Source organism: Bacillus sp. MN7755 (assembly GCF_054771475.1).
This window is the reverse complement of the sequence record NZ_BTRL01000022.1, coordinates 1-14,918: the sequence shown is the minus strand read 5'-3', so window position 1 is coordinate 14,918 and position 14,918 is coordinate 1. Positions and strand designations below refer to the sequence as shown.

Sequence of the window (14,918 nt, the reverse complement as noted above, 5' to 3'; positions counted from 1 at the left end):
GACATGTGGAGCTGACGAATACTAATAGATCGAGGACTTAACCATATAATATGTAGCAAATGTTATCTAGTTTTGAAGGAATATGCCTTCATAGTTTGGTGATGATGGCAGAGAGGTCACACCCGTTCCCATACCGAACACGGAAGTTAAGCTCTCTAGCGCCGATGGTAGTTGGGACCTTGTCCCTGTGAGAGTAGGACGTCGCCAAGCAACTAAAAACACAAGTCTTTTGACTTGTGTTTTTTTATTTCCCATGAAATAGGCTCGGTTCTGCTAGTAAAAAAGCCGAAATATAGTAAGGGATTTTTTGAGCAGAAATATTAAGGAATTGATAAATAAATGGGTAATCTTCAGAACCATAGCTTCCAAGTAAATCATACCACCAATCTGTTTCGTATCTAGAAATCATACTTAAATTGTAGAGCAATAAATAATGAACAAGAAGTTCGGGTAATACAGGTTTAGGATTTCTAGGGTCAGTTGTAAGTGGTAAGTAATAAGTATCAGCAAGATATTCGTAGTATAAGGGCGTACTATATATAGGATTCCACGATTGGATAGGAGCTGTAAAAAGCAAATTCGATTCGCTCGTTTTCCCAGGGACATGTTGCATGGATAAATGCTTACAAGTTGATTCAATGTAACGTGAAAATCTTTCTGTAGTCATATGGAGTCGATCTAGTATGTTGACTGAAAAGGAAAGCTCATTTGTATGTGTTGAATCAATTTTATATAAAGTGGCACCTCTTTGACTATAGCGAAATAAGTTTTGTAATTCAGGAATATTCCCCATTAAATCCAACATGTTAAACTTCTCTGATTCTAAGTGTTTCATGTGAAACAGCTGTTCTGCAACATGAGTAAATAATCCATTTTTTTGTACCTTCACCTCATCTTCTAAAAATTGATATCCTTGTTTTTTTCGTTTACGGGTCGTAACACCATGAGCTAAAACAGTAGTGGATTCTGGATAGTTAGGATCAATGGTTAGTAAGCAGGCTTTAAAAAGTTGGCTCATTCCATAAAACAATAACATTGGTTGAATTGAAAAGGGTGATACCTTATATAATTCATAATAATTTTTTCCATGTTCTAAGTAATAAATAAAGGGATAACAATTTTCAAAACTTTTTTTTTCAGCATCTTGTATGGAGGATTTTTCATAACAACGGGCAAGATAACGTTGTACATTTTGAGATGAAAAGAAGAAACTTAATTGCTGCCAAGTACAATGTGTTTGATGCATATATTACGCTCCTTTTATTGTCTAAAAATTCTAACATATATATACGTCCTTGACAGTATTTTAACCAATTGATAAGCTACTAATAATAATTTCTGGTATCATGGGGGGAACAATTATGTGGGAATCTAAATTTGTTAAAGAAGGTTTGACTTTTGATGACGTATTACTTGTACCAGCAAAGTCAGATGTACTACCAAGAGAAGTAAGTGTTAAAACAGTTTTATCTGAAAGCTTACAGTTAAACATCCCGTTAATTAGTGCAGGAATGGATACAGTAACAGAAGCTGATATGGCTATTGCAATGGCTCGTCAAGGCGGTTTAGGAATTATTCATAAAAACATGTCTATTGAACAACAAGCAGAGCAAGTTGATAAAGTAAAACGTTCTGAAAGTGGTGTTATTTCAGATCCTTTCTTTTTAACTCCAGAACATCAAGTGTATGATGCAGAGCATCTTATGGGAAAATACCGTATCTCAGGTGTACCGGTTGTAAATAATTTAGATGAGCGAAAGTTAGTTGGTATTATTACAAACCGTGATATGCGTTTTATCCAAGACTACTCAATCAAAATTTCCGACGTAATGACAAAAGAACAGCTAATTACAGCTCCAGTTGGTACAACGCTAGAAGAAGCTGAAAAGATCCTACAAAAGTATAAAATTGAAAAACTCCCTCTTGTTGATAACAACGGTGTATTACAAGGGCTTATTACAATAAAAGATATTGAAAAAGTAATTGAATTCCCAAATTCTGCGAAGGATAAGCAAGGGCGCTTATTAGTCGGGGCAGCGGTTGGTGTAACGGCTGATGCTATGACTCGTATCGATGCATTAGTAAAAGCTAGCGTAGATGCAATCGTACTTGATACAGCTCATGGGCATTCTCAAGGTGTTATTGATAAAGTAAAAGAAGTTCGTGCAAAATATCCGTCACTAAATATTATCGCTGGAAATGTTGCTACTGCTGAAGCAACAAAAGCATTAATTGAAGCAGGTGCAAACGTAGTTAAAGTTGGTATTGGACCAGGCTCTATTTGTACAACACGTGTTGTAGCTGGCGTTGGTGTACCACAATTAACAGCGGTTTATGATTGTGCAACAGAAGCTCGTAAACACGGTATCCCAGTCATTGCCGATGGTGGTATTAAGTACTCTGGTGATATGGTTAAAGCTTTAGCAGCAGGAGCACATGTTGTTATGCTAGGTAGCGTGTTTGCTGGTGTTGCTGAAAGCCCTGGTGACACTGAAATTTACCAAGGTCGCCAATTTAAAGTATATCGTGGTATGGGTTCTGTTGGTGCGATGGAAAAAGGAAGTAAAGATCGTTACTTCCAAGAAGGAAATAAAAAACTTGTTCCAGAAGGTATTGAAGGACGAGTACCATATAAAGGACCTTTAGCAGATACAGTTCACCAATTAGTTGGTGGATTACGTGCAGGTATGGGCTATTGCGGAGCACAGAATTTAGAGTTCTTACGTGAGAATGCACAATTTATTCGCATGTCAGGTGCTGGTTTACTTGAAAGCCATCCTCATCACGTACAAATTACAAAAGAGGCTCCAAACTACTCATTATAATGTCTTATATACAAATAGACGGAGATTTGATATCTCTGTCTATTTTTTTTTGATTATGTTAGAATAACGGTTATGTGAGTACATAGATATTGGGGGTAGCAAAAGTGAAAAGTATGTTTTGCAAAAGATTCATTGCGCTAGTAACAATGCTTACACTAGCTTGTAGTATGTTGTTACCATATAGCAATGCGTCAGCAGAAACAGGATCTGCTTTAAACATTGAAGCAGGTGCGGCAATTTTAGTTGAAGCTAATTCTGGTAAGATTTTATATCAAAAGAATGCAGATGAATTATTATCAATTGCTAGTATGACAAAAATGATGAGTGAATATTTAGTTCATGAAGCAGTGGATAAAGGAAAACTTAAGTGGGATCAAAAAATTAAGGTTTCTGAATATGCATATAAAGTTTCACAAGATGCTTCATTATCAAATGTTGCATTAGAAAATGGTGGCACTTATACAGTAAAAGAGTTATATGAGGCGATGGCAATCTTTTCTGCAAATGGTGCAACAATTGCATTAGCGGAAGCAATTGCGGATAAAGAAGTAAACTTCGTAAAAATGATGAATGATAAGGCGAAAGAACTAGGATTGAAAAATTATAAATTTGTCAATTCTACAGGCTTAACGAACAAAGATTTAAAAGGAATGCATCCTGAAGGTACACAACCGGATGAAGAAAATAAAATGTCTGCGAAGGATGTTGCAACTTTAGCACAACATCTACTTAAAGATTATCCTAAAGTATTAGATACAGCAAAAACTCCGATGAAAGTTTTCCGTCCCGAAAAAGAGAAATTTCAAATGTTGAACTGGAACTGGATGTTAAAAGGTTTATCTAAGGCATATGATGGTGTAGATGGTCTGAAAACAGGATCAACTCCAGAGGCAGGAGATTGTTTCACTGGTACGGTTGAAAGAAATGGAATGCGTTTTATTTCTGTAGTCATTAAAACAAATTCTCGTCAAGCACGTTTCGATGAGACAAAGAAGCTATATGATTATGGATTTGATAACTTTGAAATGAAGAAAGTGTATAAAAAAGGTTCTTCGGTAAAGGGACATGAAACAGTACGAGTAGAAAATGCAAAAGATAAAGATGTAGCAGTTCAAACAAAACAAGCTGTTTCACTTCCAATGCCAAAGGGAAGTAAAGATGTTTATAAAACAGAATTAAAAGAAGCAAGTAAGGGACAAGAAGCACCTATTAAAAAGGGAGCTGCACTTGGCCAGATGGTAATTACACCAAAAGATACGAATGATCCTGGGTTTTTATCTGGTAAGTCATTACAAATAGATCTTGTAACAACATCTGCAGTAGAAGAAGCGAATTGGTTTACTCGTTCTATGCGCGGAATCGGTTCTTTCTTTAGTGGTATATGGAATAGTGCTGTTGATACAGTAAAAGGTTGGTTTTAAAAGCTCCTCATTGTAGGGGCTTTTTCTTATTCCTATTTTTCATACCGACTTTATGAAAAAGTAGTAGACAAGCATCTGATGGTTAGTGGTAGAATGTAAGAGTATTCTTAATTTTCGCCTTTAACGGGGAAAAGCAATTCACCTAGGGGGGTTTTTGTAACATGACAAATGTAACAGGGACAGAACGTGTAAAACGTGGAATGGCAGAAATGCAAAAAGGCGGCGTTATTATGGACGTAATTAACGCTGAACAAGCAAAAATTGCAGAAGAGGCAGGCGCAGTTGCCGTTATGGCATTAGAGCGTGTACCAGCAGATATTCGTGCAGCAGGTGGCGTTTCTCGTATGGCAGACCCAACGATCGTTGAAGAAGTTATGGGTGCTGTGTCAATTCCGGTTATGGCAAAATGCCGTATCGGTCACCTTGTAGAAGCACGTGTATTAGAATCATTAGGGGTAGACTATATCGATGAGAGTGAAGTATTAACTCCTGCCGATGAAGTATACCATTTAAATAAACGTGATTACACAGTTCCGTTTGTATGTGGTTGCCGTGATATCGGAGAAGCTGCACGTCGTATTGCAGAAGGTGCATCTATGCTTCGTACAAAAGGTGAACCAGGAACAGGAAACATTGTAGAGGCAGTGCGTCATATGCGCCAAGTCAATGCAGAAATCCGTCAAGTTGCAAGTCTACGTGAAGATGAGTTAATGACATATGCAAAAAATACTGGTGCTCCTTATGAAGTACTCCTTGAAATTAAACGCCTTGGTCGTTTGCCGGTTGTAAACTTTGCAGCAGGTGGTGTAGCAACACCAGCAGATGCAGCGTTAATGATGCAACTTGGTGCGGATGGTGTATTTGTTGGATCTGGTATCTTCAAATCAGAGAATCCAGAGAAATTTGCACGTGCGATCGTTGAAGCGACGACTCATTATGAGGATTACGAACTAATTGCAAGCCTTTCTAAAGGATTAGGTAATGCGATGAAAGGTATCGAAATTTCAACGTTATTACCAGAACAACGCATGCAAGAGCGCGGATGGTAATTGAAGGAGAACTTTAAAATGGTGAAAATCGGTGTACTAGGTCTTCAAGGTGCAGTTCGTGAGCATGTAAAATCAGTTGAAGCAAGTGGTGCAGAAGCTGTTGTTGTAAAGCGTATAGAGCAACTTGAAGAGATTGATGGTCTTATTTTACCAGGCGGTGAAAGTACAACAATGCGCCGTCTTATTGATAAGTATGCTTTCATGGAACCACTTCGTACATTCGCGAAGTCTGGTAAACCAATGTTTGGTACATGTGCAGGAATGATTCTTCTTGCAAAAACACTTATTGGCTATGAAGAAGCACATATTGGTGCTATGGATATTACAGTTGAGCGCAATGCGTTCGGGCGTCAAAAAGATAGCTTCGAAGCTGCACTTTCTATTAAAGGTGTGGGAGAAGATTTTGTTGGCGTATTTATTCGTGCCCCGTATGTTGTAGATGTAGCAGATGATGTCGAAGTGCTTTCTACGCATGGCGACCGAATGGTAGCGGTAAAACAAAAACAGTTTCTAGCTGCTTCATTCCATCCGGAATTAACGGATGATCATCGTGTAACAGCATACTTTGTAGAAATGGTAAAAGAAGCGAAAATGAAAAAAGTTGTATAAGTAACTTGCAACTTGTATAAGATTATAGTAAATTGATGGTAACAATTTTATAAAATAAGCGTGTTGATAGGAAGTAGTAACAAATGTGGTTTCTTATAGAGAGTCGATGGTTGGTGGAAATCGATAGAAACAGTTTGTGAATCCATCCTGGAATGGAATGTGGAATATCTTTATGATTAGTAAACGTTCCCGGTGAAGAGCCGTTATTTCTACTTGAGAGGAAGGCGGTAATGCTTTCAACTAGGGTGGCAACGCGGGTTAACTCCCGTCCCTTTATATAGGGACGGGAGTTTTTTGTGTTTTATAAAATAAAAGGAGGAGTATATAATGCTTGATATTAAATTTTTACGTACAAATTTTGAAGAAGTAAAAGCAAAGTTACAACATAGAGGCGAAGATTTAACTGATTTTGGTCGCTTTGAAGAGTTAGATACAAGAAGAAGAGAACTACTTGTTCAAACAGAGGAACTAAAAAGTAAACGTAATGAAGTATCTCAACAAATCTCTGTATTGAAGCGCGAAAAGAAAGATGCGGAAGCTCTAATTCTAGAAATGCGTGAAGTTGGAGAAAAAGTAAAAGATCTTGATAATGAACTTCGTACAGTTGAAGAAGATTTAGAAAGATTAATGTTATCTATTCCAAATATCCCTCATGAATCTGCTCCAGTTGGTGAAACAGAGGATGATAATGTAGTAGCGCGTACTTGGGGAGATGTGAAGGAATTTGCTTTTGAACCAAAACCACATTGGGATCTTGCTACAGATTTAGGAATTCTAGACTTTGAACGTGCTGGGAAAGTAACGGGAAGCCGTTTCGTATTCTATAAAGGTGCTGGCGCAAGATTAGAGCGTGCTTTAATTAGCTTTATGCTTGATCTTCATACTGATGAGCATGGATACGAAGAAGTATTACCTCCGTATATGGTAAACCGTGCAAGTATGACAGGTACTGGACAACTTCCAAAGTTTGAAGAAGATGCATTCCGTATTGAAAGTGAAGATTACTTCTTAATTCCAACAGCTGAAGTACCTGTAACGAATATGCACCGTGATGAAATCTTAAATAAAGAGCAATTGCCTATAAGATATGCTGCATTTAGCTCTTGTTTCCGTTCTGAAGCAGGTTCAGCTGGTCGTGATACACGTGGTTTAATTCGTCAGCATCAGTTCAATAAAGTAGAGCTTGTAAAGTTCGTGAAACCAGAAGATTCTTATGAAGAGTTAGAAAAACTAACAAATGATGCAGAACGCGTGTTACAATTGTTAGAGTTGCCATATCGCGTTATGAGCATGTGCACAGGCGATTTAGGATTTACAGCAGCGAAGAAATACGATATCGAAGTATGGATTCCAAGCTATGGCACATATCGTGAAATTTCTTCTTGTAGTAATTTTGAGGCTTTCCAAGCGAGACGTGCAAATATCCGTTTCCGTCGTGAACCAAACGGAAAACCAGAACATGTTCATACATTAAATGGATCTGGTCTTGCAATTGGACGTACGGTGGCAGCTATTTTAGAGAATTACCAACAAGAAGATGGTACAATTATAATTCCAGAAGTTCTTCGCCCTTATATGGGAGGAAAAACAGTTATTAAGTAAATTTATAAACATTCATCGGTATGAGTGATTGGTAATTATGAGCGTTGTCAGTACTATAATGTAGGAGAGGGGAAGTAAAATTTTCCTTTCCTCATAATTTATTTTAGTAGGGTTGACTAACTGTTTTTCTTTTGATATTATATTTGATGTCAATATGGAGGTATACCCAAGTCTGGCTGAAGGGATCGGTCTTGAAAACCGACAGGCGGCGAGAGTCGCGCGGGGGTTCGAATCCCTCTACCTCCTCCAGATATAATTGACAACAGCGCATATAAGTGGAGATTGGAGAACTCGTTACCAACACGTAACGAGTTTTTATTTTAAAACCAATCATAAAGTATGGTGTAAGGCGATTTTGTCCTTATTACACACTCATATTCCGATGATTATCTTCATAGATATGAAAGGAGTCAACATGGATCTTATTATACAAACGTTTCCTTTAGATGGAAAAACTTTATATTATGTACAATGTCCTGTCTGTAAGAACAATAGAATTTTAAACAGTGGTGCAAACGTATCACGCATTATTAGCGATGATACATTCCGTAAACTTTGTGGTTGCACTTGTGATGTAAAACAAACTGCGACAAAAGTAGAGGCGCCAAAAAAAGTTAAAAAAGAAGCTGTAAAGAAAGAAGCAGCTCCAAAACGTACAGGTAAAGTATTAACAGCGGTAATTAACGGGAAAGAAATGACTGTTAAAGAGATCGCTGAGACATACGATATTAGTACAAGTACGGTTCGTCAGCGTATTAACGCTGGAAAACCTGAGAGTGAAATTATTGCTCCAACAAAGAAGAAATAATTTAATAGAAAAACCCGTGCGTATGCACGGGTTTTTTATTTTACAAGTTTACGTGTTTGTTTTAAAAAATGGCCAATTTTTTTAATGATCGGTTCAATAGAATCTCCATCTTTTAAAATATCGTATTCATTAATGTTTAATCGTAAAACAGGGCATGAATTAAAGTTATTGATCCAGTTTTCGTAACGCCCATGCATCTCTTTCCAATACTCAATTGGTGTTTGCTGCTCCATCGGGCGTCCGCGTTCTTGAATACGGTCTACAATATCATCGAAAGAACCCTCTAAGTAAATTAATAAGTCTGGATGAGGGAAGTAAGGAGTCATGACCATAGCGTCAAATAAACCTTTATATGTTTCGTAATCAGTTTCCGTCATTGTACCTTTTTCATGATGCATCTTTGCAAAAATGCCAGTGTCTTCATAGATAGAACGGTCTTGAACAAAACCGCCACCATATTCAAAAATTCTCTTTTGTTCTTTAAATCGTTCTGCTAAAAAGTATACTTGCAAGTGGAAGCTCCAGCGTGTGAAATCGGCATAGAACTTGTCCAAATATGGATTAGAATCTACTTTTTCAAATGATGTGCGATAACCTAAAGCGTTAGCTAGTGCAGTTGTCATAGTTGATTTTCCGACACCTACTGTTCCAGCGATAGTAATTACTGCATCATTTGGTATATCATATTTTTGCCTTAAATTCATTATTATTTCGACTCCTTTAAGAGAGTATTTTGAAGGGCGGATAGGATGACGTTTAAATCATCGGGATTTTGTACAAAATCCATATCGTCTCCGTTAAATTTCAACACCGGGATATCTGGATGGTCCTTTTTAAAAGTATCCATTGCTGTTTCGTAATCTTTTGTGAGCTGTAGTAAGTAATTTGGATCCATATTTTTTTCGAATTCTCTTCCGCGCATTGCGATTCGCTTTTGTAATGTTTCCAGGCTAGCTGTTAAATAAACGATGACATTTGGTACAGGCATATCTTGTGTAAGGATACGGTAGATTTGCATGTACTTGTCATATTGAGAATCTTTTAATGTACGGGATGCAAAAATTAAATTTTTAAATATATGATAATCAGCTACTACTGGCTTCCTTTGATTCAAATACTTTATGTTAATGTCTTCTAGTTGTTTGTATCTATTACAAAGAAAGAACATCTCTGTTTGAAAACTCCATTCGTCGATGTCTTCATAGAACTTTCCTAAAAAAGGGTTTTCATCAACAATCTCTTTTAGTAAGTGGAGTTGCATGTGAGCTGAAATTGCCTTCGCAAGTGAGGTTTTTCCAACACCAATTGGTCCTTCAACCGTGATAAATGGTACTCCGGTCACGCTGTTTCCTCCTTTCAATCAGTGATTTGCCGTGACTACTAAAAACACAAAACAGAATTATTGTAGCACAAGAGGGAAGCGAGCGGGTTAATTTGATATAAAAAGTTAGAAAATAGATATATGTATTAATTAAATTTTATTTGGGATGACGGTACTATATTTGCTTTTAATGTGGCTTCCATTATTTTTAAAGCATGCAGGTTATCCTGATCATGATTAGAGGCAATACAGTCCTGTGGTACATACAGTGTATAATTTCTCATATGTGCATCGTTAGCTGTAAAAAGAATACATATATTACCGGCAATTCCTGTTAATATTAGGTTTTCTATTTTCAAATAGCCTAATAAAGAATTTAAAGGTGTTTCATAAAAGGCAGAGTAATGTGGTTTAATAAAAATGTAATCGTCAGAATTTGGAGCAATCTTATGAATGATATTTTCACTATATTCATTTGTACAATGAGTAATCAGTTGGTCAATATCAGATCTCCAAAGTTGATAATGGTCATTAATATAAATTATGGGATAGCCGAAGGATTTCATCGTTTTCTTTAAATGTAGAATAGGATTTGTTATAATTTCGCATTTCTTGGCTAGGATGGGCCCATGTGAAAATTGAAAATCATTAATCATATCGATGATGAGTAAGGCAGTATTCTTCATATGTAATCCCCTCTCTTTTTTCTTAGGGTGGATTGAATTTGTAAAAGTTATCCCATGGTGTAGTAAATGGAAATAAGCGTATTTTATTTGTAATGAAAGGACTATGTTATGGAACGCGATCAAGATATTTATTTTATGCAGTTGGCAATAGAAGAGGCTAAAAAAGCAGAGGCAATACAAGAAGTACCGATTGGTGCAGTTATAGTGTTAGATGGTGAGGTAATTAGTGTTGCTCATAATTTAAGGGAAACTGAGCAAAGATCAATAGCTCACGCTGAGTTGTTAGCTATTGATGAGGCGTGCAAAAAATTAGGGACATGGCGTTTAGAAGATGCGACGTTATATGTAACATTAGAGCCTTGTCCGATGTGTGCGGGTGGAATTGTTTTATCACGAGTGAAGCGAGTTGTATATGGTGCAAGTGATCCAAAGGGTGGATGTGCAGGGACATTAATGAATCTTTTAACGGATGAACGCTTTAATCATCAATGTGAAGTAGTAGCTGGTGTATCAGAAGAAGAATGCGGTACGTTGTTAACAAACTTTTTTAGAGAACTTCGTAAAAAAAGAAAAGCGATCAAGAAATTAGAGAAAAGCAACGAGAATTAACGTATTTGCATTTTATAAAAAAACAAGTTATACTGATAGTGCCTTTAATGAAGGCAACCGAATATTGGTTTTAACTTTGCCGTGCTAAGCGGGGAGGTAGCGGTGCCCTATACTCGCAATCCGCTCTAGCGAGGCCGAATCCCTTCTCGAGGTTATGTTGCTGTAAGGCCTGCCTTAAGTAAGTGGTGTTGACGTTTGGGTCCTGCGCAACGGGACCCCGTGAACCTTGTCAGGTCCGGAAGGAAGCAGCAATAAGCGGGTTTTCTCGTGTGCCGCAGGAGTGCCTGAACCGAGCTAACTGCTTAAGTAACGCTTATGGTACGTAATCGACAGAAGGTGCACGGCAGTTATATATGTATACAAAACTCACCTTAATACTAAGGTGGGTTTTTTGTATAGAAAATAACTTTTGGAATCTATAAACAGAATGGGTTATAATAAATGAGATAATAACCTTTGAGGGAGGCCGTATTTTCGTGTCATACCAAGCGTTATACCGAACATGGAGACCGCAAAAATTTGAAGATGTAGTCGGTCAAAAGCACGTCACAAAAACGTTGCAAAATGCCCTTCTTCAAGAGAAAGTTTCACATGCGTATTTATTTTCTGGCCCGAGGGGAACAGGGAAAACGACAATTGCAAAAGTATTTGCAAAAGCAATCAACTGTGAACATGCTCCGGTAGCTGAGCCTTGTAATGAATGTCCCTCTTGTTTAGGGATTACGCAAGGATCTATTTCAGATGTATTAGAAATTGATGCGGCTTCAAATAACGGTGTAGATGAAATCCGAGATATTAGAGATAAAGTAAAATATGCTCCAAGTGCTGTAGAATATAAAGTATATATTATTGATGAAGTCCACATGCTTTCCATGGGTGCCTTCAATGCGCTTTTAAAAACGTTAGAAGAGCCGCCAGGACATGTCATCTTTATTTTGGCAACAACAGAACCGCATAAGATACCGCCTACAATCATTTCACGTTGTCAGCGTTTCGAATTCCGAAAAATATCAGTAAATGATATTGTTGAGAGATTATCGACGGTTGTGACCAATGAAGGTACGCAAGTAGAAGATGAGGCGTTACAAATTGTTGCGCGTGCCGCTGAAGGTGGTATGCGTGATGCGCTTAGTCTTATTGATCAGGCGATATCTTATAGTGATGAGACAGTTACAACAGAAGATGTATTAGCTGTAACAGGTTCTGTTTCTCAGCAATACTTAGGCAACTTAGTAGAATGTATACGTGAAAATGATGTATCAAGAGCATTACGTATCATAGATGAGATGATGGGGAAAGGGAAAGATCCTGTTCGCTTCATGGAGGATTTCATTTACTATTATCGTGATATGCTTTTATATCAAACTTCACCACAACTGGAACATATGTTGGAACGAGTAATGGTAGATGAGCAATTCCGGATGTTAAGTGAAGAAATGCAACCGGAAGCAATCTATGAAATCATTCATACTCTTAGTAAAGGACAACAGGAAATGAAGTGGACAAATCATCCGCGAATTTTCTTAGAAGTTGTTATGGTACAACTGTGTCAACAGTTTATGATGCAAGCAAACGGTGCAGATCGTTTACAAGCAATTATGAACAGGATGCAGCAATTGGAGAAAGAGTTAGAACAAGTCAAAAAGAATGGTGTGCCGGCTGGTGTGCAGCAGGAAGTCAGAGAGACACGTGCAGCACCAAAGCCAGTGCGGACAGGTAGTATGAAGATTCCTGTTGGACGCGTAAATGAAGTATTAAAGCAAGCAAAGCGTCAAGATTTAGAACAATTAAAGGCTGTATGGGGTGAGTTGCTAGGAAGACTCAAAGCATACAACAAAGTAGCGTTTGCTGTTTTGTTAGAAAATAGTGAACCGGTAGCGGCTTCGGATGATACTTACGTTTTAGCGTTTCAATATGAGATTCACTGTAAAATGGCAAGCGAAAATCGAGAAGCTATGGATACAGTGGAACAAGCTTTATTTGAATTGCTAAGTAAAAGATTAAATATGATTGCCATTCCAAAAAGTGAATGGGGTAAAATCCGTGAAGATTTTTTACAGCGTGAAGGTGGGAATTCTGAAGAAAGCCCAGAGAAGAAAGAAGATCCTCTTATAGAAGAGGCAGTAAAATTAGTAGGGCAAGAACTTATTGAAATAAAAGAGTAATAATAATTAGGAGGAATTAATTATGATGCGTGGCGGAATGGGAAATATGAATAACATGATGAAACAAATGCAAAAAATGCAAAAAGATATGGCAAAAGCGCAAGAAGAACTTGGCGAAAAGACAGTTGAAGGTACAGCTGGCGGCGGTATGATTACAGTTATTGCAAATGGTCATAAGCAAATTCTTGAAGTGAAAGTTAAAGAGGAAGTTGTAGATCCAGAAGATATCGAAATGTTACAAGACTTAGTGTTAGCTGCAACGAATGATGCGCTTAAAAAAGCTGATGAACTTTCAAACTCTACAATGGGTAAATTTACAAAAGGCTTAAACTTACCAGGTGGAATGTTCTAGGAGGATATTGATATATGCATTATCCAGAACCAATATCAAAACTAATTGATAGTTTTATGAAATTGCCAGGAATCGGACCGAAAACAGCGGTTCGGTTGGCATTTTTCGTATTAGATATGAAAGAAGACGATGTGTTAGGTTTTGCGAAAGCACTTGTAAATGCGAAGCGAGACTTAGCATATTGTTCTGTATGCGGGCATATTACTGACCGTGATCCTTGTTATATTTGTAACGATTCACATCGAGATCAATCAGTTGTTTGTGTCGTGCAAGAACCGAAAGATGTAATCGCAATGGAAAAAATGAAAGAGTATCAAGGTGTATATCATGTGTTACGCGGTGCTATTTCTCCAATGGAGGGAATTGGACCGGAAGACATTAATATCCCGCAACTTTTAAAGCGACTGCACGATGAAACGGTACAAGAAGTGATATTAGCAACAAATCCTAATATTGAAGGGGAAGCTACAGCGATGTATATATCCCGCCTCTTAAAGCCGACAGGTATTAAAGTAACTCGTATTGCACATGGTCTGCCAGTTGGTGGAGATTTAGAATATGCAGATGAAGTGACACTGTCGAAAGCGTTAGAAGGTCGTAGAGAAGTATAAGAGGAGAAACAAAAATGTTCTTTCAAAAAAAGGGTAAATTGCGTAAAGAGTATGATGATAAGCTAATTGTACTATTAGAAAAAGTGAAGAACGAATGGTTACGTCAGAAGAGAATGGTTGAACAAAGTGTAGAACCATCTCAAGATGTACTTTGTTCTTTAAAAATAGCAGAGGCGAAATATTTCTTCTTGTTAAAAGAGGCAAAACGTCGTCCTGTAAAAATGGAACAATGGTAAAAGGTTCTGCTGAAAAAGCAGAACCTTTTATTTTATTTGTTAAACATATAGTGGCCACTTCGTTTGGACGGAGCGATTAACGTTTTTTATGAAGAAAGTGTTAACGAATAAAGATTAGTAGGATAAAACGATTGGTGTTATGTGATAAATGTTCTTTTTCATCGCCTTGTCCCATACAAATAATTATGTATAGGTCATTCATAAGGAGGAAAAAATGAATTCTACAATTATTATTGGTGGTATTCTTGCGTTAGTTTTTATTTTCCTTGTTTTTGGTGTTTCTTCTAAGCCGTTACGATTTATAGGAAAGGCACTCTTTCATATTACGTTAGGAATAGCATTACTCTTTATCGTAAATGTTGTAGGAACATATTTTGATTTTCATATTCCAATTAATTTGGGTACAGCGGCGATCACAAGTTTATTAGGGCTACCCGGTGTTGCTGCATTAGTGGTTATTAAGCTTTATATCATGCCAAGATAAAAATTATTTTGGCATTTTTTTAAAAAGTGTTGACTAACAAATGAATAATATGGTAAATTAATAAGCGTCGTCAGGAACGAAAGAAAAAAGTTGTTGACGGATTTAACGAAAAATGTTAAATTATAAAAGTCGCTGAAACG

16 protein-coding genes, 1 tRNA gene, 1 rRNA gene, 1 other RNA gene and 1 other annotated feature are annotated in these 14,918 nt (G+C 37.2%); of the genes, 15 read left to right on the top strand and 4 right to left on the bottom strand.

The features are described from left to right. The first annotated feature begins 94 nt into the window (after nucleotides 1-94). Nucleotides 95-210 (top strand): 5S ribosomal RNA (gene rrf, locus ACYVEC_RS23770). 34 nt (nucleotides 211-244) lie between these two features. Here the strand turns inward: rrf and ACYVEC_RS23765 are convergent. Further along, nucleotides 245-1,246 carry a YaaC family protein gene (locus ACYVEC_RS23765; protein ID WP_060629154.1) on the bottom strand — a complete coding sequence of 334 codons (1,002 nt, stop codon included), beginning with the start codon at nucleotides 1,244-1,246 and terminating at the stop codon, nucleotides 245-247. A 115-nt stretch (nucleotides 1,247-1,361) separates the two neighbouring features. On the opposite strand from ACYVEC_RS23765, the gene guaB reads away from it, so the two are divergent. From guaB to ACYVEC_RS23730, 7 genes are all read left to right on the top strand, one after another. Continuing rightward, on the top strand, nucleotides 1,362-2,825 hold the full coding sequence (gene guaB, locus ACYVEC_RS23760) for an IMP dehydrogenase (RefSeq protein WP_460508607.1): 1,464 nt from the start codon (nucleotides 1,362-1,364) through the stop codon (nucleotides 2,823-2,825). A 113-nt stretch (nucleotides 2,826-2,938) separates the two neighbouring features. Then, on the top strand, nucleotides 2,939-4,246 hold the full coding sequence (locus ACYVEC_RS23755) for a D-alanyl-D-alanine carboxypeptidase family protein (protein ID WP_142332779.1): 1,308 nt from the start codon (nucleotides 2,939-2,941) through the stop codon (nucleotides 4,244-4,246). Nucleotides 4,247-4,407: 161 nt separating this feature from the next. After that, nucleotides 4,408-5,295, top strand: a complete 888-nt coding sequence (gene pdxS, locus ACYVEC_RS23750) for a pyridoxal 5'-phosphate synthase lyase subunit PdxS (RefSeq protein WP_000186157.1) — start codon at nucleotides 4,408-4,410, stop codon at nucleotides 5,293-5,295. Nucleotides 5,296-5,313: 18 nt separating this feature from the next. Continuing rightward, entirely contained in the window at nucleotides 5,314-5,904 is a 591-nt protein-coding gene (pdxT, locus tag ACYVEC_RS23745) for a pyridoxal 5'-phosphate synthase glutaminase subunit PdxT (RefSeq protein WP_060629157.1), read from the top strand. A 54-nt stretch (nucleotides 5,905-5,958) separates the two neighbouring features. Beyond that, nucleotides 5,959-6,180: a binding site (T-box leader), on the top strand. 51 nt (nucleotides 6,181-6,231) lie between these two features. After that, nucleotides 6,232-7,506: a serine--tRNA ligase gene (gene serS, locus ACYVEC_RS23740; protein ID WP_060629158.1), complete on the top strand. Its 1,275-nt coding sequence runs from the start codon at nucleotides 6,232-6,234 to the stop codon at nucleotides 7,504-7,506. A gap of 156 nt (nucleotides 7,507-7,662) precedes the next feature. Next, a tRNA-Ser gene (locus tag ACYVEC_RS23735) sits at nucleotides 7,663-7,755 on the top strand. A gap of 166 nt (nucleotides 7,756-7,921) precedes the next feature. After that, nucleotides 7,922-8,314 carry a DUF3797 domain-containing protein gene (locus tag ACYVEC_RS23730; protein ID WP_060629159.1) on the top strand — a complete coding sequence of 131 codons (393 nt, stop codon included), beginning with the start codon at nucleotides 7,922-7,924 and terminating at the stop codon, nucleotides 8,312-8,314. A 35-nt stretch (nucleotides 8,315-8,349) separates the two neighbouring features. Here ACYVEC_RS23730 and ACYVEC_RS23725 read toward each other — a convergent pair whose 3' ends face one another. The 3 genes from ACYVEC_RS23725 to ACYVEC_RS23715 all read right to left on the bottom strand — a co-directional run bounded on the left by ACYVEC_RS23725 (nucleotide 8,350) and on the right by ACYVEC_RS23715 (nucleotide 10,321). Beyond that, nucleotides 8,350-9,018 (bottom strand): deoxynucleoside kinase, encoded by a 669-nt coding sequence (locus ACYVEC_RS23725; protein ID WP_001053585.1) that lies wholly within the window; start codon nucleotides 9,016-9,018, stop codon nucleotides 8,350-8,352. 2 nt (nucleotides 9,019-9,020) lie between these two features. Beyond that, nucleotides 9,021-9,656 (bottom strand): deoxynucleoside kinase, encoded by a 636-nt coding sequence (locus tag ACYVEC_RS23720; protein ID WP_063223590.1) that lies wholly within the window; start codon nucleotides 9,654-9,656, stop codon nucleotides 9,021-9,023. Between the two features lie 125 nt (nucleotides 9,657-9,781). Then, nucleotides 9,782-10,321: a cysteine hydrolase family protein gene (locus ACYVEC_RS23715; protein WP_063223591.1), complete on the bottom strand. Its 540-nt coding sequence runs from the start codon at nucleotides 10,319-10,321 to the stop codon at nucleotides 9,782-9,784. A gap of 108 nt (nucleotides 10,322-10,429) precedes the next feature. Here ACYVEC_RS23715 and tadA point away from each other — a divergent pair, with 108 nt between their 5' ends. From tadA to ACYVEC_RS23680, 7 genes are all read left to right on the top strand, one after another. Then, nucleotides 10,430-10,930 carry a tRNA adenosine(34) deaminase TadA gene (gene tadA / locus ACYVEC_RS23710; RefSeq protein ID WP_063223592.1) on the top strand — a complete coding sequence of 167 codons (501 nt, stop codon included), beginning with the start codon at nucleotides 10,430-10,432 and terminating at the stop codon, nucleotides 10,928-10,930. 79 nt (nucleotides 10,931-11,009) lie between these two features. Then, nucleotides 11,010-11,274, top strand: an RNA gene (gene ffs / locus ACYVEC_RS23705) — signal recognition particle sRNA large type. 132 nt (nucleotides 11,275-11,406) lie between these two features. Beyond that, on the top strand, nucleotides 11,407-13,095 hold the full coding sequence (gene dnaX / locus ACYVEC_RS23700; RefSeq protein WP_063223593.1) for a DNA polymerase III subunit gamma/tau: 1,689 nt from the start codon (nucleotides 11,407-11,409) through the stop codon (nucleotides 13,093-13,095). A 25-nt stretch (nucleotides 13,096-13,120) separates the two neighbouring features. After that, nucleotides 13,121-13,447 (top strand): YbaB/EbfC family nucleoid-associated protein, encoded by a 327-nt coding sequence (locus tag ACYVEC_RS23695; RefSeq protein ID WP_170930109.1) that lies wholly within the window; start codon nucleotides 13,121-13,123, stop codon nucleotides 13,445-13,447. 14 nt (nucleotides 13,448-13,461) lie between these two features. Then, nucleotides 13,462-14,058, top strand: a complete 597-nt coding sequence (gene recR, locus ACYVEC_RS23690; RefSeq protein WP_000559169.1) for a recombination protein RecR — start codon at nucleotides 13,462-13,464, stop codon at nucleotides 14,056-14,058. 14 nt (nucleotides 14,059-14,072) lie between these two features. After that, nucleotides 14,073-14,294, top strand: a complete 222-nt coding sequence (locus ACYVEC_RS23685; RefSeq protein ID WP_000466020.1) for a YaaL family protein — start codon at nucleotides 14,073-14,075, stop codon at nucleotides 14,292-14,294. 214 nt (nucleotides 14,295-14,508) lie between these two features. Then, entirely contained in the window at nucleotides 14,509-14,778 is a 270-nt protein-coding gene (locus tag ACYVEC_RS23680; protein WP_060629166.1) for a pro-sigmaK processing inhibitor BofA family protein, read from the top strand. Nucleotides 14,779-14,918 lie beyond the last annotated feature (140 nt).